A 22,819-nucleotide genomic window follows, 5' to 3' on the forward strand; every position below is an offset into this window, starting at 1 on the left:
TAAAAAAACTTCACGGGGACTTTACCCCGGGGCCCCCAGGCGGGCCTAAAGCCCACCTGGGGTGGTATTCCTAGACCTCCATCCCCATGATGTGGTACCCGGCGTCCACGTAGACCACCTCCCCGGTGATGCCGCTGGCCAGGGGTGAGAGGAGGAATAGCCCCAGGTTCCCCACCTCCTCCTGGGTCACGTTGCGCTTTAGGGGGGCGGTCTGGGCCACCCGGTCGTACATCTTGGAAAAGCCGGGGATGCTCCGCGCCGCCACGGTGCGCACGGGCCCCGCGGAGATGGCGTTCACCCGCACCCCCTTAGGCCCGAGCTCAAAGGCCAGGTAGCGCACGCTGGCCTCCAGGGCCGCCTTGGCGATGGCCATCACGTTGTACCGGGGCACCACCTTTTCGCTGGCGTAGTAGGTGAGGGTGACGATCCCGCCCCCTTCCCGGAGGAGGGGCTCGGCCCTTTGGGCCACGGCCACCAGGGAGTAGGCGGAGACCTCGAGGGCCAAGAGCCAGTCCTCCCGCCGGGTGTCCAGGTAGCGGCCCTCCATGGCCGCCCTAGGGGCAAAGGCGATGGCGTGGACCAGATAGTCCAGCTCCCCCCAGGCCTCCTTGATCCCGGCGAAAAGCCGGTCCAGCTCTTCGTCCTTGGTGACGTCCGCCTGGAAGGTGAGGGCGTTAAGGGGGGTGGCCAGCTTCTCCACGTCTTCCTTAAGCCTTTCCCCTTGGTAGCTGAAGGCGAGGGTTGCCCCTGCTTGGTGGAGCTTCTCCGCAATGGCGTAGCCCAGGCTCCTTTGGTTGGTGACCCCCATGACCAGGGCGGTCTTGCCCGATAGGTCCACGGTGAGCATGGGGGGATTATACCGAAGCTCCCAACACGGGAACGCCCTCCCAGGAGGCCGTGAGGGCCAGCCGCCCCTTCAGGCTGACCAGGGGTGACTCCTGGCCGCCAGAAGGGCGGCCCGTTGAAGGGTGCCCAGGGTCCTCAAGGGGTGGGCCGGGAGGGGGAGGGATACCACCCCATGCAGGCCCAAGCCTGCATGGGGCCCCGGTAGAAAGTCCCCGTGAAGTTTTTGGGAACCTGGAAGCGTAGGAACCCAAAGTAAAGGGCAGGATTCCCGGCGCGCCCTTGGGGAGACCTCCTACCCGTTGGCCCTGAGCCTCCCAAGGCGCTTTCGGGCCAAGGCGTGTTAAGGACCCCCTCCGCCTCCTCCGGCTCAGGGCCGAGGCCGCCTCCACCCAGGCCACCGCCATCTCCCCCTCTTCCTTCTGCCCAGGGCGGGGCCGCGGGGGTACGAGGGCCGAGGTGTCCCGGAACCTCAACCCTCCAGGAGGGTCTGGAGGAGGCTTTCCTTCGAGGGAGGAAGGGAAGGTCTTCCGGGCTTTCCCCGAGGGGGCCCTGGCCTTCTAGCCGAAGAAGGGCCCCGGAGCCCAGGGCGGGGAAGAGGCGGTCTCCGGCCTCCCTCACCGAGACGACCCGCATGGGCCTATATAGCCCGGGGAAAACAGCCCATTAGGCTGGTTTATACTGAGGCATGGTCCAGTTAGAGGACTACGGCACCTGGGAGGAGGCCCTGAAACGGCTTGAGGCGAGCCGCGAAGCCCTCCTCGCCCTGCTTCGGGAGGCGGACCCCGCTTGGCTTGCCACCCCCCTCCGGGAGGGGGCCTGGACCCCCCTCATGGTGGCGGAGCACGTGGCCTTGGTGGAGGACTCCACCGCCCGGGTCCTGCGGCGCTTGAGGCGGGTGGCGGCGGGGGAGAGCCTGCCCCCCGTGCCCTTCGTCCCCGGGGAGTTCAAGGACGGCAGGCCCCAGGCCCCCGAGGGGGTGAGGCCCAAGGGGGGGCTTCCCCTGGAGGAGGTCCTGGCCCTCTTGGCCAAGGCCCGGACCTTCCTCCTGGAGGAGGCGGCCCAGGCCGATCCCCAGCACCCCGCCACCTTTCCCCACCCCTTCTTCGGGGAGCTCACGGCCCTGGGGTGGGTGCGGGCCGCCGCTTACCACGAGGTCCACCACCTGAGGGCCCTTCAGGCCTCTTGGGCGCGGTAGCGGTCAAGCCAGGCGTTGAGGGTGGCCGGGGAGACCCCCCGGATGGCCTCCACCTTGCCGTTCCACTCCAGGACCACCCCGGCGGTGGGGCTTCCCACCAGCTCGCTGATCTTCCTGGCCGCTTCCGGGTCCTGCCGGGCGTTGACGAACTCAAAGGGCACGCCCTTTTGCGCCAGGAACATCTTCACGATCTCGCAAGGACCGCAGCCGGGGATGCCGTAAAGCCGCACCATACCCCACCATGGTACCACAAGGGCTCCTTCCAAGGGGTACAATAAAAGCATGGGGGAGGTTTCGGATAAGACCCACTATGTGGTGCAGGTGGGATCTAAGGGTCGGGTGGTCCTCCCGGCGGAGGTGCGGGAAGCCCTGGGGCTTAGGGAGGGGGATCGCCTCCTCTTGCGCTGGCGGGAGGAGGGCACCCTCGAGCTGGTGAGCTTCCGCGAGGTGGCCCATCGGGCCAGGGGCCTTCTCAAAGGCCTGGCGCCAGGGGTGAGCCTGGTGGACGAACTCATCCGGGACCGGCGGGAGGAGGCCCGGAAGGAGGACCTGGAGTGAGGGCGGTGCTGGACGCCTCGGCCTTGTTGGCCCTGCTTTTGGATGAACCTGGAGCCCAGCGGGTGGAGGAGGCCCTAGCCGAGGGAGCGGCGATAAGCGCTGTCAACCTGGCGGAGGCGCTTTTCAAACTTGCCGAACGGGGAGGGGATCCCAAGGGGGTTCGGGATCGGTTGAAGCGGGAAGGGATTCTGGGCGAGGTCCTGGTGGTCTTCCCTTTTACCGAGGAGGATGCCCTTGGGGTGGCCCGCCTTCGCCCCCTCACCCGCTCCTTGGGGCTTTCCCTGGGGGATAGGGCCTGCTTGGCCTTGGCCCAGCGCCTGAACCTGCCGGCCCTTACCGCCGACGCTTCCTGGGGTGCCCTTTCCCTGGGGGTGGCCGTGGAGGTGGTGCGCTAGCCGGCTAGAATGTAGGCCATGCGCCTGGTGGACCGCTACCCCGAGGTGGATCTGGAAAGACTCCTGCAAAGCTTTGTGCCCCCACCCCGCTTCCAATCCGCCACCTTCGCCACCTATCGGCCCGATCCCCGCTATCCTTCCCAGACCCTGGCCAAGGAGCGCCTGCGACGATGGATCAAGGACCGCCCCCGGGGCTTCCTCCGGCCCCGGCTTCCCGGCCCCCAAGGGCTCTACCTGGACGGGGGCTTTGGCGTGGGGAAGACCCACCTCCTGGTGGCTGCCTACTGGGAGGCTCCGGGCCCTAAGGCCTTCCTCACCTTTGAGGAGCTCACCTACACCCTGGGCCTCATGGGGCTAAGGGAAGGGGCTAGGCGCTTTGCCGCCTTGCGCTACCTTTTCCTGGACGAGTTTGAGCTGGACGACCCCGGCAACGCCCAGATGATCACCCACTTCCTGGCCCTCACCATGGATAGGGGCCTGCGGGTGGCCACCACCTCCAACACCCCGCCCGGGGCCTTGGGGGAAGGGCGGTTTAACGCCGAGCAGTTCAAGCACCAGATCCAAAGCCTCGCCCGGCGCTTCGCTGTGGAGCGCATCGAGGGGGAGGATTTCCGCCACCGCGACCCGGACCGGTTTCCCGAACCCCTTTCCGATTGCAGGCTCCTTCCCCTCTACCGGGAGGACCCCCGCCGGAAGACCCTGGACGCCTTTCCCGAGCTTCTCGCCCACCTGCGCGCCTTACACCCCATCCGCTACCGCTACCTGCTGGATGGGGTGGAGGCCGTCTACCTTAAGGGCCTCGAGGCCATCCCCGACCAGAACGACGCCCTACGCTTCGTGCACTTCGTGGACCAGGTGTACAACCTGGGGGTGGACCTCCGGGCCTCCGGGGTGCCTCTCAAGGAGGTGTTTCCCGAGACCTACCGGCACGGGGCCTTTGCCAAGAAGTACGGCCGGGCCCTTTCCCGGTTGGCGGAGCTTTTGGGGTAGCATGGGGGCATGGAGCTGGCAGAAAGGCTTTCGGAACTGGCCCAGGCCCTATCCCAGGCCAGCGCCGCGGTGGGGATCCTCGAGGCCATAGAGGAAGTGTTGGACGAGTACCAGGACGGGGAACTCTCCCTGGAAGAGGCCATGGAGGAGATCCAGGGCCTGGTGGAGGAGTTCCAGGCGGTCCGGGCCCTTTCCGAGATGACCCCGGAGGAGCTCATGGCCCTGGCCGAGGAGGAAGAGGAGGAAGAAGAGGGGGGCTTAAGGTCGTAATGAAGGTCACGGCCATCGTCCTGGACTCGGTGGGCCTGGGGTATCTGCCGGATGCCCCCTTGTTCGGGGACGAGGGGGCGGACACCCTGGACCACACGGTGCTGAAAACGGGGGTGGAGCTTCCCCACCTGGCCGCCCTGGGCCTGGGGTGGGTTCCCGGGGTCCACACCCTTCCCCGGCCTGAGCCCCAAGGGGCCTTTGGCCGCATGCGGGAGGTGAACCCCGGCAAGGACACCACCACCGGGCACTGGGAGTTCGTGGGGGTGTACCTGGAAAAGCCCTTCCGCACCTACCCTGAGGGCTTCCCCGAGGAACTCCTTAGGGCCTGGGCCGAGGCCATCGGGGTGAAGGGATGGCTTTTGAACCGGCCCTATTCGGGCACCGAGGCCATACGGGACTACGGCGAGACCCACCTGAAGACGGGTTTCCCCATCGTCTATACCTCCGCGGATAGCGTCTTCCAGGTGGCCGCCCACCTGGAGGTGGTGCCCCTGGAGGAGCTTTACCGATGGTGCCAGGTGGCCCGGGAAATGCTAAAGGGCGAGCACCAGGTGGCCCGGGTCATCGCCCGGCCCTTCGCCGGGGAACCCGGGAACTTCTACCGGCGGGAGGATTTGCGGAAGGATTTCGCCCTGGAGCCCCCCAGGAATGTCCTGGATCTTCTCAAGGAGGCGGGCCTCGAGGTGGTGGGGGTGGGGAAGATCCCCGACATCTACGCCCATAGGGGCTTCACCCGGGAGGTGAAGACCAAGGACAATACCGACGGCCTGGAGAAGACCCTGGCCCTCATGCAAGAGCCTTTTTCCGGTCTCCTCTTCGCCAACCTGGTGGACTTTGACGCCAAGTACGGGCACCGGAGGAACCCGGAGGGGTACGCCCGGGCCCTTAAGGAGGTGGACGATTTCCTTCCCAGGCTTATGGAGGCCCTGGGCCCGGAGGATCACCTCTTTCTGGTCTCCGACCACGGCAACGACCCCACCTTCTTCGGCACCGACCACACCCGGGAGTACGGGATGCTCCTCTGGGTGGGCCCGGGGGTGAAGGGGGACCTGGGTACCCGGGAGAGCTTTGCGGATCTGGGGGCCACCTGGGCCAGGCTGTTTGGCCTCACCTGGGAGGGCCCTGGGAAAAGCTTGGTGTAGGCCATGCCCCTCACCTGGCGCGACGTCCTGGATATCCTTCTCGTTGGCATCCTCTTTTATTACCTCTGGCGCCTCATAGCGGGAACCCGGGCCCTGAACCTGGTGCGGGGGGTCTTGGTCTACCTGGCGGTCTGGTTTCTGGCCAGCCTCCTTGGGCTTTCCACCCTTTCCTGGCTCTTGGGGAACGCCGCCACCCTAGGGGCCTTCGCCCTGATCGTGGTCTTCCAGCCCGAACTCAGGGGGCTTTTGGAGCGCATCGGCCGGCCTCAGGGGCCCAGGGCTCCTTCTTTGGCCCTGGAGGAGCTCCTCTTGGGCCTGGCCCGGCTTTCCGAACGGCGCTACGGGGCCATCTTGGCCCTGGAAAGGCGCACCCCCCTGGGGGAGTATGCGGCCACGGGGGAGATCCTCGAGGCCAGGCTTTCCGCCCGGCTACTCCAGACGGTGTTCTACCCCGGCACGCCCTTGCACGACGGCGGGGCCATCCTGAGGGGGGATCGGCTTTTCGCCGCGGGGTGCGTCTTTCCCCTCTCTGAGGCCCGTATGGGCCTGGGCACCCGGCACCGGGCGGCCTTGGGGCTTTCCGAGGTTTCCGATGCCCTGGTGATCGTGGTGAGCGAGGAAACAGGGGCCATAAGGCTGGCGGAGGGGGGAAGGCTTTCCCCACCCATGAGCCTCGAGGCCCTGCGGGAAAAGCTGAAGGAGGCGCTCCGTGCGTGATTGGGGGAGCTTCCTCATCGCCCTTTTGGCGGCTTTTGCCGTCTGGTACTCCTTAAGGGAAAGGGCCCCGGTGGTGGAGCGGGCGGTGAGCGTGCCCCTCCAGGTGGTGGGCCTGGGGAGGGAGCGCACCGCGGAGGGAGTGCCCAAGGAGGTCATGTTACGCCTGAGGGGGCCAGCTCCCCTGGTGGAGGGGGCCAGGCTTCCCGTGTCCGCCTACCTGGACCTCTCCGGGGCCGAGGGGGCCTTTTCCCGGGAGGTGCGGGTGGCCGTGCCCCAGGGGGTGGAGGTTTTGGAGATCCGCCCCGCCCGGGTGGAGGGCCGGGTGGAGGCCCTCCTTACCCGCACCCTGCCGGTGGAGGTCCTTTCCCAGGGGGCGTGGGTGGAAACCCAGCCCGCCTTTGTGGAGGCCAAGGGGCCGAGAAGCCGGGTGGAGGAGGCGGTGGTGGCCTTGGGCCTGGACCTTGGAGGGGATACGGTGGCCCTTACCGCCTTTGGCCCCCAGGGGCCCCTTCCCGGGGTGGAGCTTCTTCCCGCCCAGGTGCAGGTGGTGGCGCGGGAGGTTCCCCTTTTCCGCAAGCAGGTTCCCCTGGTCCTGAAGCCCCCGGCAGGTTTAAAGGTAGTGGACTATGCCCCCAGGGCCGTGGAGGTGGTGGGACCCAAGGAGGCTTTGGCCGGTTTGACCCAGGTGGAGGCGAGGCTGGAAGGAAGCTTCCGCCCGGGAGAGGTTTCGGCCCCCTTGGTCCTTAACCTGCCTCCGGGGGTGAGGGTTCTGGGGGAGGTTTTGGGTAGGGTGCGGCTTGCGCTAGAATAGGTGGGATGATCTACCCCATCCGCCTTTACGGGGACCCGGTGTTGCGCAAAAAAGCCCGGCCCGTCCAGGATTTTCAGGGCCTCAAGAAGCTTGCCGAGGATATGCTGGAGACCATGTTTGAGGCCCGGGGAGTGGGCCTGGCCGCACCCCAGATTGGGCTTTCCCAGCGCTTCTTTGTGGCGGTGGAGTACGCCGACGAGCCCGAGGGGGAGGAGAGGCCCCTCCGCGACCTGGCGCGCCGGATTTACGTGGTAGCCAACCCGGTGATCACCCACCGGGAGGGGGAGGTGGAGGGGCTGGAAGGCTGCCTCTCCCTCCCTGGCCTCTACGCTGAGGAGGTACCCCGGGCGGAGCGGATCCGGGTGGAATACCAGGACGAGGAGGGAAGGCCCCGCGCCCTGGAGCTGGAGGGGTATATGGCCAGGGTCTTCCAGCACGAGATTGACCACCTGGACGGTATCCTCTTTTTTGAACGCCTGCCCAAGGCCAAGCGGGAGGCCTTCCTGGAGGAAAACCGGGCGGAGCTGGCCCGGATGCAGAAGGAGGCCAGGGCGCTTTTGAAGGAGCTTTCCCAGGGATGAGGGTGGCCTTCTTCGGCACGCCCGCCTGGGCGGTGCCGGTTTTGGATGCCCTAAACCGCCACCACCAGGTGGTCCTGGTGGTTACCCAGCCGGATAAGCCCAAGGGCCGGGGCCTGAAGCCCGCTCCCAGTCCGGTGGCGGAGTACGCCTTGGCCCACGGGCTTCCCCTTTTGAAGCCCGAACGCCTCAAGGGGAACCGGGAGTTTCTGGAGGCCTTTAAGGCCGTGGCCCCGGAGGTGGCGGTCACCGCCGCTTACGGCAAGATCCTTCCCAAGGAGGTCCTCGAGGTTCCCCCCTTGGGGTTCTTGAACCTCCATCCCTCCCTTCTTCCCAAGTACCGCGGCCCGGCCCCGGTGCCCTGGGCCCTCATCCGGGGGGAAAGGGAAACCGGGGTGGCCATCATGAAGACCGAGGAGGGCCTGGACACCGGCCCCCTTTACGCCCTCTGGCGCACGGAGATAGGCCCCGAGGAGGATGCGGTGGCCCTTTCCGAGCGCCTCAGGGACAAGGGCATAGAGCTTCTCCTTTGGGTTTTGGAAAACCTTCCCCACCTCACCCCCACGCCCCAGGAGGGCGAGCCCTCCTATGCCCCTCTCCTCATCAAGGAGGAGGGGCGTATCCGCTTTGCAGATAGCGCCCAGGCCATCTACAACCGCCACCGGGGGGTGCAGCCCTGGCCGGGAAGCTACTTCTTCCACGGGGGCAGGCGGGTGAAGGTCCTGAGGATGCGCCCCGAGCCGGGGGCGGGGGAGCCTGGGGTGGTGCTGGGGGTGGACCGGGAAGGGGTCTTGGTGGGTACCGGGGAGGGAGCCATCCGGCTTTTGGAGGTCCAGCCCGAGGGAAAACGCCCCATGCCCGCCGCCGACTGGGCGCGGGGGTATGGGGTGGTCCCAGGCACCCGGCTGGACTAGGGGGCCCCGGCCCGGCGCAAGCCAGGCTGGGGTGACATTAGAGAAAAGTGGGGGTGTGGGGGAGCTATAATCCCCCGGTTTTCAAGATAGCCCTACCAGTGTGGGGCGCTTCTCCACCGGGATGTGGCCGCCGCTCAAAACATCCTGGCAAAGGCCTGGGCGGGGCCTTCGGGGGAGACCCTGCGTGCTTTCCCGCAGGGAAACACCCCGAGAAGCCCCGGACTTTAGTCCGGGGAGTCGTCACAACTCCTCGTCCCACTCCACGATGGTTTCGCTGGTGAGGGTGGTGGCGGATGGCCTTTGGTCTTGGGTGGTGATTACCTCCCGCCCCCGCTCTTTGAGAAGGCCGAACTGGGCGGCGATGCCCCTGAGGCCGGCCCCGGCGAAGGCAACAACGAGGAAGGCGGAGATTCCCCAGGCCAGGTAAGGCACCAAGCCTTGGGCAATGGAGAGGTTGGCCAAAAGGCCCAGGATGGGCAAGCCCCCGTACTCCGCCAGGATGGAACCCATGTAGGAAAGCCCTTCCGCCAAAATGGGGAGAGCTAAGAAGAGGAAGGCTAGTCCCAGAAGCGTCCAGTACACATTTCTGCCGCTGAAGGTGATCCAACCCAAATAAAGGGGGAAGAAGGCCAGGGCCGATGCGAGGAGGAACAGAATGGCCCGGGGAATACCTAGGAGGAAAAGCTGAAGCTGGACCTGCAGGGTGTGCCAAGGACCCAGGGAACTTCCCAGAAGGCGTTCTTCGATTTCCTGAATCTCGCCTAGAAGAACGGTGAAGTCCACCGTGCGCAAGCCCACTGCGTTTTGCATGGCCAAAAAGAGACGGTCGGCACGTTCGGCCAGCTCAGGGGCGTAGGCTCCCACCACCGGATAGACCTTCAGGCGAAAACGGCTATAGGCATAGCTCAGTTGAGCCCGGGCTCGGTTGTACTGGCCCGCTTCGGTATAAAGCTGGGCCTGGGCGAGGCTACTGCGCACCTCGTCCAGAAGGTCCAGCCAGTTGATCAGACTGGGGATGGCCAGGCGTTGCAAAGTCTCGCCTATGCGGGTAGCGGCCTGAGGATCCAGGCGAAGGAGGCTGACTTCCTCCCGGATCTCCTGGGGAAGGGGGCTTTCTGCCGGGGATACTTGACCGGATGAAGGGGCAGGGGGGGAGGGCGGGGAAGCCGCTGGAGGCGTGGTGGAGGGTTTCCCTGCAGGGGAACCCGTAGGGGATTGGGCTGAAGCGGGTGGAGGTGCGGACGTAGCCATAGGGGAAGGCGCCGCCAGGGTTTGCAGATGCTTCCGCCAGGCCAGGGTCTTTTCCTGCAAATCCCTTACCGAGGGTCGGAAGTCCTCCCCGCTGGAAACCTTGCCCAGCGCCTGGATGAAGTCCTGGGCTTTAAGGGTGCTTTGGGGGCTATCCTGGATCACCAAAAAGCGGGCGTAGGCTCGGGCCAGGGCCAGGTAGGCCTGGGGTCGGGAGCTGGCGGAAAGAGCCTGGCCCAGGTCCTCGGTCAGGAGTTGCAGGTAGCCGGCTTCCAGCCTGCGCCGGGCTTCTTCGGGCGCCAGGTTTTCCGCTCCCTGGGCCAGGGACTGGGGTAGACCGGTGGCCCGGACCAGGCGGGTGAGGTAAGGGGCTTTTTGGCCAGCGGGAGCCTGGAAGAAACCATCGTAAAGGGCCTTACCCAGCAGGTGGCGCACCAGGAGGAGACGGGCCTCGAGGTCCACCCGGCTTTGCCTAAGCACCGCCTGCCGGGCATCCTGCAGGTGCAACAAAGTGGCGTCGCGCAACACGGGGGGAAGCCCCTCGCTTTCCTGGCGCAGAAGGCTTTGCGCCCGGTCCAGGGCGGCAAGGGCCTGGGTGGGGTTTTCCAGGCGCACCTGCTTTAGGGCTTCCTCCAGGCGGTCGTAAACCTGGGGCAGGGGGGCGGCCAAGGCCAGAAGGCCGAGGAACCAGGCTAGGGCTAACCATCGTTTCATCCGCTGACCTCCGCTAGGGATATGAGCCGCCGCAAGGCGTGAAGGAGGCGGCCGATGTTGGCTTCCTTTTTGGCGAGAAGGCCGATGTATCCCTGGGCCAGGGGTCTTAAGGCCACGATTTCCCTCTCCAAAATGGCGTAGAAGACCCCATATCCCTGGCGCCTGAGAAGGGGGTAGGCTAGGTCCAAGGGGACGGGCTCCCCGGAAAAAAGCTCCTCCTTGCCGTTTTTACCCGCCACCACCACCCCCGTCACCCCCTCCAGGCGGGCAAGCCTCTTGGCCAGGTGCTGGCGGGCCAAGGGATCCTCGAGGTCCACGGCCTCCACGGGTAGCTCTTCTTCCCCGGTTTCGGTGGCCTCGGCTTCCGCCACCTGGGAAGCGGCGAGCTTCCTCCATTCCTGGGCCAGGGCCTTAAGCTCGGGGGGCATCTCCCGGAAGGGCAGGAGGCGGCGGAGCTCAGGCCAGAGGGTTTCCTCTAGAAGGTGCGCCCACTCCCCTGGCGAGGTGGGCATCCTCTGGGCCAAGGCCCGCCTCAGCAGGTTTTCCGCAGCCCGGGGGGAAACATACCGGCTCAGAACTTCCAAAAGGCTTTCCTCGTTCACCGCCATAGAGGGCACCCTGGGGCTTGCCAATCTGCCCTTCAGAGTGTACCATAACCTCTGCCCGAGGGATCGGGCAAAAGCCGCTGGGGTGTCGTCTAACGGCAGGACAGCGGACTCTGGATCCGCCGGTCGTGGTTCGAGTCCACGCACCCCAGCCAAAACCTGGCCCCATCGACTAGTGGTTAGGTCACCGCCCTTTCAAGGCGGCGGCGGGGGTTCGAGTCCCCCTGGGGTCACCAGAAGCAGTCCGAGCCGCGCGCGGCCCCATCGTCTAGAGGCCTAGGACACGGCCCTCTCAAGGCCGAGACGGGGGTTCGAATCCCCCTGGGGTCACCAGATGCGGCTCGGATTGCCTTTATGCCCGGTCCAGATTTCCCTTGACGGATGCCCCGGGCCTGGGGGAAACTGGATGGGCTATACCCCCACTAGGTATGTGGGGGGTGTAACCTGGACGAAGGAGGAGGGATCCATGGAGTTCACCCTCACGGGGCTTGCGGGAAGCGGGGAAAAGGAGGAGCGGTACGACGTGGTCATCATCGGCGGCGGGCCTGCGGGCCTCACCGCGGGGATTTACGCCGGACGGGCCCAGCTGAAGACCGTCATCCTGGAAAAGGGCCTTCCCGGAGGGCAGATCGCCCAGACCGACGAGGTGGAGAACTACCCGGGTTTCCCCGAGGGCATTTCCGGGCCGGAGCTGGCCAGCCGCATGGTCCAGCAGGCGGAGAAGTTCGGGGCCAGGATCGTCATGGACGAGGTGCTGGGCCTCGAGGCCCAGGACGGGGGTTTTCTGGTGCGGGGGTTTGAGCGCTCCTACTTCGGGCGCGCGGTCATCATCGCCACTGGGGCCAATCCCAGGAAACTCGGGGTGCCCGGGGAGGAGAAGTTCTATGGCCGGGGGGTATCCACCTGCGCCACCTGCGACGGCTTCTTCTACCGGGACAAGGAGGTGGTGGTGGTGGGGGGCGGGGATGCTGCCGTGGAGGAAGGCCTTTTCCTCACCAAGTTTGCCCGCAAGGTAACCCTTATCCACCGCCGGGATGAGCTTAGGGCCAACAAGGTGGCCCAGGCCCGGGCCTTCCAGAACCCCAAGATGCACTTCCTCTTCTCCCACGTGGTCACCGAGGTTCTGGGGGAGGAGCAGGTGACGGGGGTCAGGCTCAAGAACCTGAAGACGGGGGAGGAGTACGTCTACCCCACGGACGGGGTCTTTGTCTTCATCGGCCACGAGCCCAATACCGGCTTCCTAAAAGGGGTGGTGGAGCTCAGGCCCGATGGCTACGTGGCGGTGCGGGATGAGGTCTTCACCTCGGTGCCGGGCATCTTCGCCGCTGGGGATGTGGCCGACCCCATCTATCGGCAGCTCACCACCAGCGTGGGGGCGGGCACCCGGGCGGCCATGATGGCGGAGCGCTACCTGGCGGAGGCCCACGAGAAGGTAAAACCCTAGGGTCGGGTAGGGTGCGGGGCCTGGGGCTTTTGGGGCTTTTTCTTTGGGGTTTGGGCCTGGCCCAGGCTTCCATCCTTTACCTTCCCCTGGACGACCGTCCTCCCAACTGGGGCCCATGCGCCTGGGAGCGGGTGGCCTGCCCTCCCCGGGAGGTCTACCGGGGGCCTGAGGGGGCCGATCTTGCCGCCTTAAGGGCCTGGCTTTTGGCGAGCCCGGGGGAAAAGCTGGTGGCCAGCCTGGATGCCCTGGCCTACGGCGGGCTTCTCCAAAGCCGCCACCTGGCCCTGCCGGCGGAGGATGCCCTAGCCCGGCTTGGCCCTTTGCTCTCCTGGAAAGTCCGCTACGGAGGGGAACTTCTCCTTTTCGGGGTGGTGCCCCGTTGGGACGCCACCCAGCGGCAGAGAAACCTGGCGGTCCTCGAGGCCTTGGCCTCCTGGCCAGGGCTTCCCGGGGTTTATCTGGAGGCAGTTTGGGACGATGCCCTGCGCAACTCCCCCGCCCCCAGAGAAGCCAGGGCCCTTCCCTACCCCAGCCGGCCCGGGGCGGACGAGGCAGGACAGGTCCTGCTCTTAAGGGCGTTGAGACCAGGCCTAAAGGTGGCGGTGGTTTACGAGGACGAAGCCTTGGCGGAACGCGTCACCCCTTATGAGGGGATTCCCTTACGGGATACGGTGATGGGGCTCCTCCAGAGCGCCCTTGCCCAAAGGGTTTCCCTGGAAGAGGGGCCCGACCTGGTCCTTTACGTGTACGGGGGCCGGAATCCCAGAAAGGCCACCCACGACCTGCTTCGCCTCATGCCCCGTTTTCCCGTGGCCCTGGCGGATCTTTCCCGGGTGAACCGGGGGGATCCTGGCCTCATGGCCTACCTGGTGGGCCTTGGGCTTTACCCTCGCCTTGCCTCCTACGCCTCCTGGGGTACCCCAGCCAACAACCTGGGAAGCGCCCTGGCCCAGGGAGGGCTTTTCCTGAAGGACCCAGAGGGGCGGCTTAGGCGCCTGGCCGAGGCCTACTTCGCCTACTGGTGGGGGGAGGTGGGCCGCCCTTGGGTGCGGGCTCGCTTTCCTGAGCCCTTGCCCGTGGAGGCCCAGGAGGTGGCGGCCCTTTGGCCGTACCTGGAGCTGGAAGGGTACCGGGTGGACCTCGAGGACCTGCGCTTCCCCTGGGAGCGATCCTTTGAGGCCGAGGCCCGCTTGGGTTGGACGATTCTTTCCCTTGAGTTTGGGGGCAGGGCCCGGCCCACCTGGTAAAGTAAAGGGCGTTATGACCCCTGGTCAGCCCGAAGGGCTAGATGGCGTAAGCCTCGAGACGCGGGAGCTAAGGCGCCTTCAGACCTTGGCTGAGGCCTGGCGTCTTTTGGCTCCCCTGGAGCGGCCGGAGGAAGTGTACCGGACCGTGGTGGAAACCGCCAAGGGGGCCACCCGGGCGGTTTCCGTTCTCCTCTTCCTCTACCGTCCCCAGGAGGATGCCCTCGAGCTGGTGGCGGCCCAGGGGTTAAGCCAGGAAAAGGTGGGCTTTAAGCTTCGCCGCGGCGAGGGCATTTCCTGGGTGGTGCTGGAGAAGGGGGAGCCCCTCTACCTGGCGGATGTGACCCAGGATCCTCGGGTCATCTTTCTTTCCGGCAGGCCCCAGCCTGGGGTCTATTTGGGCGTACCCTTGCGGAATGCGGAAGGAAAGGCTTTTGGCGTGCTTTCCATGGACACCGCCGGGGGCGTGGGGGAGATCCTCCCCGAAGAGGAGTTTTGGATCCAGGCCCTGGCGGAGGCGGCGGGTTTGGTGTTAGCTCGCATTGAAGCTCTGGAGCTGGCCAAGGCCGAGGCTGCCCGGGCCCAGGCCCTTCTTGAGCTATCCCTGGCCCTGGAAGCTGCCCGCGACCCTCTTGTCATGGCCAAAGAGGCCTTGGAAACCCTCCTCCGCCTCACTCCCTACCATGCCGGGGCCCTTTACCTTTTTCAGGAAGGGACGGTACGCCCTGCCGTCACAGCAGGCCGTTACCCTCTGGGCTTTACCCAGCTTTACGAGGAATATCCCATCCATTTTGGAGAAGGCCTTTTGGGCCACCCCAGGCTCTGGGAAGGGCCGGTGTATGTGGAAGACTATGCCCAGTTCCCTGGAGCTTTAAGGCCCTATGTAGAAAACGGTCTTCGCTCTGCCCTCCTGGTACCCTTAAGGCCTGAGGGAAGGCGGTATGGGGTTTTGGCCCTGGGCTCTTTTGGGGAGCCGGTCCCTTACCGATCTGAAGACGAAGGGGTTTTGCGGCTGGTGGCGGGCAGACTGGAGGAAGCTCTGGAACGCCTTTCCTACCTAAAAACCCTAAACTATACCCGGGAAGCCGCCCTTAGGGCGTTGGCCCGGGTCCTCGAGTACCGGGACCTGGAAACCAAGGGGCACACGGAGCGGGTGGTAGCGCTGGCCTTGCGCCTAGGGCGGGCGGTGGGCTTTCCGGACCTCGAGGGCCTCCGCCTGGGAGCCTACTTCCACGACCTGGGGAAGCTGGCCCTGCCCGACGAGATCCTTCGCAAACCCACGGTTCTGCACCCCGACGAGTGGCGGGTGGTGAAGACCCATCCCCAGGTGGGCCTGGAAATCCTCAAAAACCTGCCTTTTCTTCCCCAGACTGCCTTGAACGTGGTCCTCTACCACCACGAGCGCTGGGATGGTTCGGGTTACCCCCGGGGGTTGAAGAGGGAAGAGATCCCTTTGGAGGCACGGATCTTTGCCGTGGCGGACGTGTACGATGCCTTGCTTTCCCCCCGCCCTTACAAGCGGGCCTGGATGGTGGAAGAGGCCAAGAAAGAGCTTGGGGCCCAGGCGGGTAAGGGTCTGGACCCCAAGCTGGTGGCAGTATTTCTGGATCTCGTGTAGGGCTTTCTAGGTTCGCTCCCTATGTGTTTGCCCTACGGGCAAAGCACCGCCGGGCTGACCCTGGATCCCACCTTGCCTCAACTCTCTATTCCACCGTCACGCTCTTGGCCAGGTTACGGGGCTGGTCCACGTCCCGCCCCAGGAGGACGGCGATCTCGTAGGCCAAAAGCTGGAGGGGCACCACGCTCACGATGGGGGCGAGGAGGGGGTGGACCTCCGGCACGTAGAGCACATCCTGGGCAAGCTTGGCGATCCCCGCATCCCCAAGGGTGGCGATGGCGATCACCTTCCCTCCCCGGGCCCGCACCTCCTGGATGTTGGAAAGGGTTTTCTCGTAAAGGGGCCCTTGGGTGGCCAGGACCACCACGGGCAGGTGCTCGTCTATAAGGGCGATGGGCCCATGCTTCATCTCCCCGGCGGGGTAGGCCTCCGCGTGGATGTAGCTGATCTCCTTGAGCTTCAAAGCGCCCTCATAGGCGGTGGGGGCCTGGACGTGCCGCCCCAGGAAGAGGAAGTCTTGGGCCTGGTGGTACTTCTCCGCCAGGTGGGCGATGAGGGGGCGTTTTTCCAGGACCTCCTCCACCAGCCGGGGAAGCTTGCGCATCTCCCGGATGAGTTCCCTGGCTTTTTCCCGGGAAAGAATGCCCCGGCCTCGGCCCAGGTGGACCGCCAGCATGGCCATGGCGGAAAGCATGGCGGTGTAGGCCTTGGTGGAGGCCACCCCGATCTCGGGCCCCGCGTGGATATAGAGCACGTCCTCCACTTCGCGGGTGAGGCTGGAGCCTTTGGCGTTGATGACCCCAAGGGTCTTGGCCCCTTTGGCTTTGGCCTCCCTCAGGCCCTCCAGGGTGTCTATGGTCTCCCCGGACTGGCTGATGGCGATGGCCAGGGTCCTTTCGTCCGCCACGGGATCGCGGTAGCGGTACTCGCTGGCCACGTCCCACTCCGTGGGGATGCGGGCCAGGGCCTCCAAAAGGTACTTCCCGTACCAGCCCGCATAGCTTGCGGTGCCGCAGGCGATCACGTGGATGCGGTCTATGGCCTTGGGGTCCAGGCTGAGCCCCAGTTCCACATCCCCTTCCTCCTCCCGTAGGCGCCCCCCCAGGGTGTTTTCCAGCACCCAAGGTTGCTCGTAGATCTCCTTCAGCATGTAGTGGGGGAAGCCTCCTTTCTCGGCGGCCTCGAGGGTCCAGTCCACCTCCACGGCCTCCCGGGAAAGGGGGCGGCCCTCCAGGTCCGTGACCACCACCCCTTCCCGGGTGATGCGGGCCAAATCCCCATCGTGGAGGAAGATGACCCGGCGGGTATAGGGGAGAAGGGCAGGCACATCCGAGGCCAAGAAGTTCTCCCCCTCCCCCAGGCCGATGACCAGCGGGCTCACCGTGCGGGCGGCCACCAGCTCCTGGTGGTCCTTGTGAACCGCCACCACCGCATAGGCCCCCCGCACCTCCTTAAGGGCTTCCTTGAGGGCTTGAAAGAGGTTCCCCCGGTACTTCTCCTCTATGAGGTGGGCCAGGACCTCGCTGTCGGTATCCGAGGCGAAGCGGTGCCCCCGCGCCCTTAGGGCCTCCTTAAGCTCCAGGTAGTTTTCAATGATGCCGTTATGGATCACGGCGATGGTGCCGTCCTCCGTGGTATGGGGGTGGGCGTTGGGGTCGGTGGGGGCACCATGGGTGGCCCAGCGGGTATGGCCTACCCCCAAGGGGCCTTCCAGGTGCTCCTCTTTAAGAGCCCTTTCCAGGGCGGAAAGCTTCCCCGAGCGCTTCACCACCTTAAGCCCCTCCGGGGTCCGTACCGCTACCCCTGCGGAGTCGTACCCCCGGTACTCTAACCTCCTAAGCCCATCTATCAGCACATCCGTGGCGTTCCGAAAACCGATATACCCCACGATTCCGCACATACGGTACCCGTTTCGGGTGGTAAAGGGACCACCCGGCGACTCCCTTGGACGCCCTGCCCCTCGGTTGTCCCCGTTTCTTAGGCGGGGCTTTCCCTTAGGGCTTTTCGCAGGCGGGCGGGGCGGGCACACCCCGGGCGGCATCCGCGGATTCCTCGATCTTTCCCGGTTTCCCGGTTATCCCCATCTAGGGGTCCGCCACCTCGTCAGGCCCATAGGGCCCCCTGCGCTTCCCGCCTTCCTTCCCTCCGCGTGCGGTTTTCTCCTCCGGCTTCCCACCCCCTTTCCCGGGGGAGTATAGCAGAATCTTAAGGCCCGGTGCTGAACCCGGCCAGACACATGTGAAACTGGACGAGCTCAGTACACGTCAAAACGTGGGACCACCCCTTTAGGATGGACCTGCGCCCACGTGGATGGGCAGGTACCCATAGGAGGTGGTCCCCATGGAACAGCTTACCCCACTCATCAACGCCTTGAAGCGATACTGGAAGGCCGACCTCAGGCGCCTCACCTTCCTGGCCGCCCTGGTGATGGCTCTGGTCACCGCCCGCACCACAAGCGGCCCCAGACTCGCTCTTTCCCTCGGCTCCATAGCCAGCCCTGACCCCCGCTCCGCCTACCGAAGGTTCCAGCGGTTCTTGGCCTGGCCGGGGCTGGACGGGGAGGGCTATGCCCGCTTCATCTTCGCCCTCCTCCGACCCCAAGGGCTCCTCCTGGTCATGGACCGGACCGAGTGGGAGCTGGGGAAGAGCAAGGTCAACCTCCTGATGCTGGCCTTCCTGTACCAAGGCCTGGCCGTCCCCCTGTTCTGGAGCTTCCTTCCCCACGACGGCAACTCCTCCACCCCCGAACGCATCGCCCTGATGGAGAGGGCCTTGGCTTTCCTGAGGGCCCACTTCCCCCACCTCCGGGTGGAGGGGTTCCTGGCGGATCGGGAGTTCATAGGGGAGGCGTGGTTCCGGTACCTGGAGGAGAAGGGCATCCCCCGGTGCATCCGAATCAAGGCCAACACCCGGATGTGGCGGTTGGGCTCGGGCCCTCGGGCCTGGGAGCTCTTTGCCTCCCTGAAGGTGGGAGAGAGCCGGGTGCCCAGGCGGCGGTACTGGGTCTACGGGCGGCGCATGTGGGTGGTGGGGTTGCGCCTTGGGGTCCGGGAGTGGCTGATTGTGGCTACGGACCTGGACCCTCACCGGGTGCTGGAGGTGTACGGGCTCAGGTGGGGGATAGAGCGGCTCTTTGGGGCCCTGAAGGGGCGGGGATTTGACCTGGAGGCCACGCACGTGACGCGGGGGGAGAGGCTTTCGCGGCTTTTGGTCCCCTTGAGCCTGGCCTTCGTGTGGGCGTTTCGGACGGGGCTTGTGCTGCACCGGGTGCGTCCGGTGAGGCCCAAGAAGCACGGGAGGCTGGGACAGAGCCTCTTCCGGGCGGGGCTGGACCTGCTCACCCTTTGGGCGCTTGCCCTCTGGGGTGCAGGGGGAGGAAGGCGCGGAAGTCCCTTGGGGTTATGCCCTATGGAGGTTTTGACGTGTACATAGCTGGACGAGTAAAAATGTGGGGACCACTCTAGGAGAGAGGGGGTCCCCACGGATGCAGCTTACCACGGTTGGCAAAGAGGTTTTGCGGGGAGCGCGGAAGGCCCGGGAACTCCAAGAGGCCGGGGCCGGCGATCCCACGGTTCAGGACCGCTTACGGAAGCTCAAACAGGTGGAGGCGCTCAGGAAATACCGGGTGGGCTGGCCCGAGATCCAGGAGCTTTTGGGGATCAGCCGGGCCACCTATTACCGCTGGCGGAAACGCCTCAAGGAAGAGGGCCTTGCCGGTGTTAAGCCTCGGTCAAGACGTCCTCAGCGCTTGCGGCGGGGGATTTACTGGTCTTCCGATCTGCTGATCCGGGTGGAAGCCCTAAGGAAGGAGAACCCCACCTGGGGCCGCTGGCCGATTTGGCTGACCCTAAGGAAGGAGGGCTTTGCGGTGAGCGAGCGCACCGTGGGGCGGATCCTGGCCTACCTTGAAGCACACGGCCGCGTGGAAAGCGTAGCCGCCTTTCTGGCCCAGGCCCGGCGGGGGAAGGGGGGGCGAAGACCCAGGAGGCCCTATGCGCAAAGGAAGCCCAAGGGATACGAGGTGGGTCACCCTGGCGACCTTATCCAGGTGGATACTCTCACCGTGACCCTGGGCCCTGGGGAGAGGATCCAGCACTTCTCGGCCGTCGACCTCTTCACCCGTTTCTCCCTTGCGGAAGTCCACACCCGAGCCACGGCCAACCTGGCGGCCAGCTTTCTTGCCCGCCTGATGGTGCGAGCGCCTTTTCCTATTCGTGCGGTGCAGGTGGATGGGGGCAGCGAGTTTATGTCCGATTTTGAGGAGGCCTGTGAACGTTTGGGCGTTAAGCTCTTCGTTCTTCCTCCGAGGAGCCCCAAGCTCAATGGTCACGTGGAGCGGATGCAGCGGACCTTTAGGGATGAGTTCTACACACGACCGTTGCCTTCACAGATCCCCGAGCTCCAAAGGGAGCTTGACGCCTACCTGGACCACTACAACCGCCGGCGACCCCACCAGGCCTTGGGGGGCCTGGCCCCTTTAGAGTACCTGGCTAGAATACGGGGGGAGGCGGTCCCCACAGAGTCTCAAATGTGTTGACCGACTACAGGTGCTTGACAAGGCCCGGGTGAGGCTTTTATGATAGCGGCGGACGCAAGGCGAAAGAAGCCGTGCTTTGCGTCCCGGAGGGCGTCTCTTGGGGAGGAAACGCGGTAACTCGCCCAAAAGGACGCTTCCGAAACCCTAAAGGGGGTGTAAGGAAGTATGAAGAAAAGGCTAGTGATGCTACTGGCAGGGCTTTTGACCGTACTCTCCATGGGGTTCGGTCTAGCCCAATTCTCCGACGTGCCCGCGGGGCACTGGGCCAAGGAGGCGGTGGAGGCCTTGGCGGCCAAGGGGCTTGTCATTGGCTTCCCCGATGGCACCTTCCGGGGTAACGAGCCCCTCACCCGCTACCAGGCGGCTCTCATCATCTACCGCCTCCTGCAGCAGATTGAGGGGGAGCTCAAGGCCAAGGGTGAGTCCCCCACCATGCAGGCCATGGACCCCAAGGACCTCGAGGCCCTGAAGAACGCGGTGCAGGAGCTGGCCGCCGAGCTGGCCGCTTTGGGCGTTCGGGTCTCCGCCCTGGAGGACAGCGCCGCCACCAAGGAGGACATCGCCCGCCTCGAGGCCATGATCCAGGAGCTCAAGGCCCAGCCGGCCCCTGAGCCCGGCATGGACCAGGCCGCCCTCAAGGACCTGGCCGACCGGGTAGAGGCGGCCTCCATCGCTGCCGACACCGCCTTGGCCCAGGCCCAGCAGCTCGCCGAGCAGCTGGATGCCCTGGCCCAGGATGTGGAGGGGGTGAAGGGCGACGTGGCTGCCCTTTCCACCCAGGTGGAGAGCAACGCCCAGGCCATCCAGGCCCTCAATGAGCTCGCCGTCCTCCTCAACCAGGACGTCCTCTCCCTCCAGGACCGGGTGACCGCCCTGGAGAAGGGCCTGGTGGACCTTCAGGGTGTGGACTTCAAGCAGTTTGCCACCAAGGAGGACGTGGCCGCGGTCCAGGAGTTCGCCGCCGCCCTCCGCTCCGACTTGGTGGGGCTCTCCGAGAAGGTCTCCAAGCTGGAGGGCCAGGTGGCGGAGCTTTCCAAGGTTCAGTACTCCATCAAGGGTTCCCTCTCGGCTACGTATGGCTCGGTGGTGACCAACACCGGTACGAACTTTGATATCGATCGCCTCTTCCCCAACGCCTTCTCTACCGGTGTGTTTGGTAGTGCTACCTCCAACGTGCAGAAAGGGGATAGTCAGCAAGGCAACATCTCCTACGGTGGGGCGAGCCTCTCCTTTGGCCTTAAGAACACGGCTCCCAGCGCCCAGGGCGTAGCGGTTTCCGAAGCCAGCGCCACCCTGGGTGTAGATGCCTTTGGCACTAGCTTCGGCACCCCCACCATCCGGCTGGACGCCGCCAGCGTGAAGGGTAGCGTGGATGGGCAACCCTTCAGTGTGGCCTACAGCCGCAACAATAGCGCCTTCAAGTTCAACGATTACCTCTTCGCCAATAACAACGACTCCGAGGTGGTCAACCCTCGCCAGGGCATGGTGGCCACCTTCTCCGGCACCAAATTCCCCCTGGCCCCCGAGGTGACCGTGGTGGCCGGTGTCGCGGGAGCCACCTCTTCCGATAGCGCCCCGGCGCTTAGCGGGAACTACTTCGGCATCCGTACCGCCCTAAAGCCCTTCTCCGGCCTTAACCTGGCCCTGAACTACGCCACCAACCTGAGCAACAGGTCCGCCATCGGTGCGGATGGAGGTCTTGAGGTAGGCCCCTTGAGCCTGAAGGGCCTTTGGGTGTCTTCGCAGGCGCCGGGGGCTCCCGTGGCCAACTTCTTTGACAACACCCTTTCCAACTGGGCCTACTATGTGCAAGGTGAGGCTAAGCTTGGCCCCTTAAGCCTCTCCACCAACTACCATGCGGTCGACCCTCTCTATGGCGATGGTCAGGCGGGCATGTCGGAGAATGAGGACACCACCTACTATGGCGGGGTGAAGGCTGGCGCACCCTACGGGGCTGACACCCGGGGCTTCGGAGTTGTGGCTTCTACTAGCCTAGGGCCTGTGGCCATCAAGGGGTACCTCGAGTCTGAGGGGAATTATAACCTTGGTGGTGGTACCGTAAACGACGCCTGGGGAGTGGCCGCTACCCTTGGAAGCTTCCGTGGCTTCAGCCTCACGGGCTTCTACAACGCTGCGTATACCGGTGGCACGGGCTACCTGAGCTTTACCACCGCAAGCGATGCCATTAACCCCGGTAGTAACTACTACTACACCATTGAGAACAACAAGTACTCCTCCAGCTGGGGCGTGCGGGTGAGCCACGACGGCAAGGCCCAGGATGCCCTCATCCCCACCCTGAACCTCACCGCCCAGTACGCCAACTTCTACGTGTCCGGCTACAGCGACATCCAGGTCTACGCCAACCTGAGCCAACCCTTCAAGCTGGCTTTCCTCAGCCTGAACCCGGGCGTCCGGTACCACAGCTTTACCGGCCCGGCGGCCAAGACCGGGGATTACACGACCCTGAAGGGAGGCATCCAGGTCAGCACCGATCCCATCATCTTCGGCCTGGCCTTGGAGGGAGCAGCTTCTTACCGTCAGACTGATTACGTGGGTAACAGTACGGCGGGTGGTGGGGTTAATACTCCCACCCAGGCCAAGGAGCTCTATTGGCGGGCTGGCGTCAAGATCAGCGACTTCCTGGCACCTAAGCTCAACTTCAGCGTGGCCTACGCCCACTACCAGGGGGACATGCTGGCGGGTACGGGCCTTCCCGTGGTGGGTAGCGGTAACCAGGCCTTCAACTTCGCCCGCGACCGGGTGTACCGGAGCCCTGATCCCATTGGCGCTCCGTGGCTGGCTACCCCGGGCACCCAGTCCGGGCAGCTGGAGGGGTTCTATCTGGAGGCCAAGTACTACAACCTGACCGTGGCCTACGGGGAGTTCGCCCTCGGACCCTTGGGTTCTTTCACCGACTACGGCCGGGGCTTCAAGATCAGCTACAGCGTGGACTTCTAACCGGTCTGATCCGCTTAGGCCCCCCGCCCTCTGGG

At 65.2% G+C, this 22,819-nt stretch carries 21 protein-coding genes and 3 tRNA genes; 19 read left to right on the forward strand and 5 right to left on the reverse strand.

The annotated features are described in order from the left end of the window. Nucleotides 1–70 precede the first annotated feature (70 nt). Nucleotides 71–847 carry an enoyl-ACP reductase gene (locus tag MI302_RS00820; RefSeq protein ID WP_239725940.1) on the reverse strand — a complete coding sequence of 259 codons (777 nt, stop codon included), beginning with the start codon at nucleotides 845–847 and terminating at the stop codon, nucleotides 71–73. Between the two features lie 684 nt (nucleotides 848–1,531). On the opposite strand from MI302_RS00820, the gene MI302_RS00825 reads away from it, so the two are divergent. Next, a complete protein-coding gene (locus MI302_RS00825) occupies nucleotides 1,532–2,041 on the forward strand; it encodes a DinB family protein (protein ID WP_126165501.1) in 510 nt (169 codons plus the stop codon). On the opposite strand, the gene MI302_RS00830 is transcribed toward MI302_RS00825, so the two are convergent. After that, a complete protein-coding gene (locus MI302_RS00830) occupies nucleotides 2,020–2,274 on the reverse strand; it encodes a glutaredoxin family protein (protein ID WP_126165500.1) in 255 nt (84 codons plus the stop codon). The genes MI302_RS00825 and MI302_RS00830 overlap by 22 nt on opposite strands. 49 nt (nucleotides 2,275–2,323) lie before the next feature. On the opposite strand from MI302_RS00830, the gene MI302_RS12155 reads away from it, so the two are divergent. Genes MI302_RS12155 through fmt form a run of 9 tightly spaced genes read left to right on the forward strand, consistent with a single transcriptional unit; the run spans nucleotide 2,324 to nucleotide 8,416 of the window. After that, on the forward strand, nucleotides 2,324–2,599 hold the full coding sequence (locus MI302_RS12155; RefSeq protein WP_219758864.1) for an AbrB/MazE/SpoVT family DNA-binding domain-containing protein: 276 nt from the start codon (nucleotides 2,324–2,326) through the stop codon (nucleotides 2,597–2,599). Beyond that, nucleotides 2,596–2,994, forward strand: coding sequence for a type II toxin-antitoxin system VapC family toxin (locus tag MI302_RS00840; RefSeq protein ID WP_239726535.1), 399 nt, complete (start codon nucleotides 2,596–2,598; stop codon nucleotides 2,992–2,994). The genes MI302_RS12155 and MI302_RS00840 overlap by 4 nt, the downstream gene beginning before the upstream one ends. Nucleotides 2,995–3,012: 18 nt before the next feature. Continuing rightward, nucleotides 3,013–3,984, forward strand: a complete 972-nt coding sequence (gene zapE / locus MI302_RS00845) for a cell division protein ZapE (RefSeq protein ID WP_239725941.1) — start codon at nucleotides 3,013–3,015, stop codon at nucleotides 3,982–3,984. A gap of 9 nt (nucleotides 3,985–3,993) precedes the next feature. After that, nucleotides 3,994–4,254, forward strand: coding sequence for a hypothetical protein (locus tag MI302_RS00850; protein ID WP_015718294.1), 261 nt, complete (start codon nucleotides 3,994–3,996; stop codon nucleotides 4,252–4,254). Next, complete coding sequence (locus MI302_RS00855; protein WP_015718293.1) at nucleotides 4,254–5,396, forward strand: phosphopentomutase; 1,143 nt, start codon at nucleotides 4,254–4,256, stop codon at nucleotides 5,394–5,396. Before MI302_RS00850 ends, MI302_RS00855 begins: the two co-directional genes overlap by 1 nt. A gap of 3 nt (nucleotides 5,397–5,399) precedes the next feature. Continuing rightward, on the forward strand, nucleotides 5,400–6,113 hold the full coding sequence (gene cdaA / locus MI302_RS00860; RefSeq protein ID WP_015718292.1) for a diadenylate cyclase CdaA: 714 nt from the start codon (nucleotides 5,400–5,402) through the stop codon (nucleotides 6,111–6,113). Continuing rightward, nucleotides 6,106–6,924 carry a YbbR-like domain-containing protein gene (locus tag MI302_RS00865; RefSeq protein ID WP_015718291.1) on the forward strand — a complete coding sequence of 273 codons (819 nt, stop codon included), beginning with the start codon at nucleotides 6,106–6,108 and terminating at the stop codon, nucleotides 6,922–6,924. Before cdaA ends, MI302_RS00865 begins: the two co-directional genes overlap by 8 nt. 5 nt (nucleotides 6,925–6,929) lie before the next feature. Then, entirely contained in the window at nucleotides 6,930–7,505 is a 576-nt protein-coding gene (gene def, locus MI302_RS00870; protein ID WP_015718290.1) for a peptide deformylase, read from the forward strand. Then, entirely contained in the window at nucleotides 7,502–8,416 is a 915-nt protein-coding gene (gene fmt / locus MI302_RS00875; protein ID WP_239725942.1) for a methionyl-tRNA formyltransferase, read from the forward strand. Before def ends, fmt begins: the two co-directional genes overlap by 4 nt. Before the next feature lie 240 nt (nucleotides 8,417–8,656). Here the strand turns inward: fmt and MI302_RS00880 are convergent, their stop codons facing one another. Both MI302_RS00880 and MI302_RS00885 read right to left on the reverse strand, forming a co-directional pair. Next, nucleotides 8,657–10,378, reverse strand: a complete 1,722-nt coding sequence (locus MI302_RS00880; protein ID WP_239725943.1) for a hypothetical protein — start codon at nucleotides 10,376–10,378, stop codon at nucleotides 8,657–8,659. Further along, entirely contained in the window at nucleotides 10,375–10,986 is a 612-nt protein-coding gene (locus tag MI302_RS00885; protein WP_239725944.1) for a hypothetical protein, read from the reverse strand. Before MI302_RS00885 ends, MI302_RS00880 begins: the two co-directional genes overlap by 4 nt. 78 nt (nucleotides 10,987–11,064) lie before the next feature. On the opposite strand from MI302_RS00885, the gene MI302_RS00890 reads away from it, so the two are divergent. From MI302_RS00890 to MI302_RS00915, 6 genes are all read left to right on the forward strand, one after another. Then, nucleotides 11,065–11,138, forward strand: a tRNA-Gln gene (locus MI302_RS00890). A gap of 6 nt (nucleotides 11,139–11,144) precedes the next feature. Further along, a tRNA-Glu gene (locus MI302_RS00895) sits at nucleotides 11,145–11,219 on the forward strand. A gap of 21 nt (nucleotides 11,220–11,240) precedes the next feature. Continuing rightward, nucleotides 11,241–11,316, forward strand: a tRNA-Glu gene (locus MI302_RS00900). Nucleotides 11,317–11,449: 133 nt separating this feature from the next. Then, nucleotides 11,450–12,427 carry a thioredoxin-disulfide reductase gene (gene trxB, locus MI302_RS00905; protein WP_126178231.1) on the forward strand — a complete coding sequence of 326 codons (978 nt, stop codon included), beginning with the start codon at nucleotides 11,450–11,452 and terminating at the stop codon, nucleotides 12,425–12,427. 11 nt (nucleotides 12,428–12,438) lie between these two features. Further along, complete coding sequence (locus MI302_RS00910; protein ID WP_239725945.1) at nucleotides 12,439–13,674, forward strand: DUF4127 family protein; 1,236 nt, start codon at nucleotides 12,439–12,441, stop codon at nucleotides 13,672–13,674. Between the two features lie 13 nt (nucleotides 13,675–13,687). Next, on the forward strand, nucleotides 13,688–15,289 hold the full coding sequence (locus tag MI302_RS00915) for an HD domain-containing phosphohydrolase (RefSeq protein ID WP_239725946.1): 1,602 nt from the start codon (nucleotides 13,688–13,690) through the stop codon (nucleotides 15,287–15,289). A gap of 85 nt (nucleotides 15,290–15,374) precedes the next feature. On the opposite strand, the gene glmS is transcribed toward MI302_RS00915, so the two are convergent. Next, a complete protein-coding gene (gene glmS, locus MI302_RS00920) occupies nucleotides 15,375–17,189 on the reverse strand; it encodes a glutamine--fructose-6-phosphate transaminase (isomerizing) (protein ID WP_239725947.1) in 1,815 nt (604 codons plus the stop codon). Between the two features lie 440 nt (nucleotides 17,190–17,629). Here glmS and MI302_RS00925 point away from each other — a divergent pair, with 440 nt between their 5' ends. From MI302_RS00925 to MI302_RS00935, 3 genes are all read left to right on the forward strand, one after another. Beyond that, nucleotides 17,630–18,721 carry an IS4 family transposase gene (locus MI302_RS00925; RefSeq protein ID WP_014514485.1) on the forward strand — a complete coding sequence of 364 codons (1,092 nt, stop codon included), beginning with the start codon at nucleotides 17,630–17,632 and terminating at the stop codon, nucleotides 18,719–18,721. A 52-nt stretch (nucleotides 18,722–18,773) separates the two neighbouring features. Beyond that, the gene (locus MI302_RS00930; protein WP_239725948.1) at nucleotides 18,774–19,826 is read left to right on the forward strand and encodes an integrase core domain-containing protein; all 1,053 of its coding nucleotides are present in this window, start codon (nucleotides 18,774–18,776) and stop codon (nucleotides 19,824–19,826) included. Nucleotides 19,827–19,991: 165 nt separating this feature from the next. Then, on the forward strand, nucleotides 19,992–22,784 hold the full coding sequence (locus tag MI302_RS00935) for an S-layer homology domain-containing protein (RefSeq protein WP_239725949.1): 2,793 nt from the start codon (nucleotides 19,992–19,994) through the stop codon (nucleotides 22,782–22,784). Nucleotides 22,785–22,819 lie beyond the last annotated feature (35 nt).

Origin of the sequence: Thermus sp. NEB1569 (assembly GCF_022385295.1) — a bacterium.
GTDB classification, from domain to species: domain Bacteria; phylum Deinococcota; class Deinococci; order Deinococcales; family Thermaceae; genus Thermus; species Thermus scotoductus.

Excerpts from the sequence above, each read along its gene's own strand:
- MI302_RS00820 (WP_239725940.1), bottom strand. The coding sequence starts at position 847 with ATGCTCACCGTGGACCTATCGGGCAAGACCGCCCTGGTCATGGGGGTC.
- MI302_RS00825 (WP_126165501.1), top strand. The coding sequence starts at position 1,532 with ATGGTCCAGTTAGAGGACTACGGCACCTGGGAGGAGGCCCTGAAACGG.
- MI302_RS00830 (WP_126165500.1), bottom strand. The coding sequence starts at position 2,274 with ATGGTGCGGCTTTACGGCATCCCCGGCTGCGGTCCTTGCGAGATCGTG.
- MI302_RS12155 (WP_219758864.1), top strand. The coding sequence starts at position 2,324 with ATGGGGGAGGTTTCGGATAAGACCCACTATGTGGTGCAGGTGGGATCT.
- zapE (WP_239725941.1), top strand. The coding sequence starts at position 3,013 with ATGCGCCTGGTGGACCGCTACCCCGAGGTGGATCTGGAAAGACTCCTG.
- MI302_RS00850 (WP_015718294.1), top strand. The coding sequence starts at position 3,994 with ATGGAGCTGGCAGAAAGGCTTTCGGAACTGGCCCAGGCCCTATCCCAG.
- MI302_RS00855 (WP_015718293.1), top strand. The coding sequence starts at position 4,254 with ATGAAGGTCACGGCCATCGTCCTGGACTCGGTGGGCCTGGGGTATCTG.
- cdaA (WP_015718292.1), top strand. The coding sequence starts at position 5,400 with ATGCCCCTCACCTGGCGCGACGTCCTGGATATCCTTCTCGTTGGCATC.
- def (WP_015718290.1), top strand. The coding sequence starts at position 6,930 with ATGATCTACCCCATCCGCCTTTACGGGGACCCGGTGTTGCGCAAAAAA.
- fmt (WP_239725942.1), top strand. The coding sequence starts at position 7,502 with ATGAGGGTGGCCTTCTTCGGCACGCCCGCCTGGGCGGTGCCGGTTTTG.
- MI302_RS00880 (WP_239725943.1), bottom strand. The coding sequence starts at position 10,378 with ATGAAACGATGGTTAGCCCTAGCCTGGTTCCTCGGCCTTCTGGCCTTG.
- MI302_RS00885 (WP_239725944.1), bottom strand. The coding sequence starts at position 10,986 with ATGGCGGTGAACGAGGAAAGCCTTTTGGAAGTTCTGAGCCGGTATGTT.
- trxB (WP_126178231.1), top strand. The coding sequence starts at position 11,450 with ATGGAGTTCACCCTCACGGGGCTTGCGGGAAGCGGGGAAAAGGAGGAG.
- MI302_RS00915 (WP_239725946.1), top strand. The coding sequence starts at position 13,688 with ATGACCCCTGGTCAGCCCGAAGGGCTAGATGGCGTAAGCCTCGAGACG.
- glmS (WP_239725947.1), bottom strand. The coding sequence starts at position 17,189 with ATGTGCGGAATCGTGGGGTATATCGGTTTTCGGAACGCCACGGATGTG.
- MI302_RS00925 (WP_014514485.1), top strand. The coding sequence starts at position 17,630 with ATGGAACAGCTTACCCCACTCATCAACGCCTTGAAGCGATACTGGAAG.
- MI302_RS00930 (WP_239725948.1), top strand. The coding sequence starts at position 18,774 with ATGCAGCTTACCACGGTTGGCAAAGAGGTTTTGCGGGGAGCGCGGAAG.
- MI302_RS00935 (WP_239725949.1), top strand. The coding sequence starts at position 19,992 with ATGAAGAAAAGGCTAGTGATGCTACTGGCAGGGCTTTTGACCGTACTC.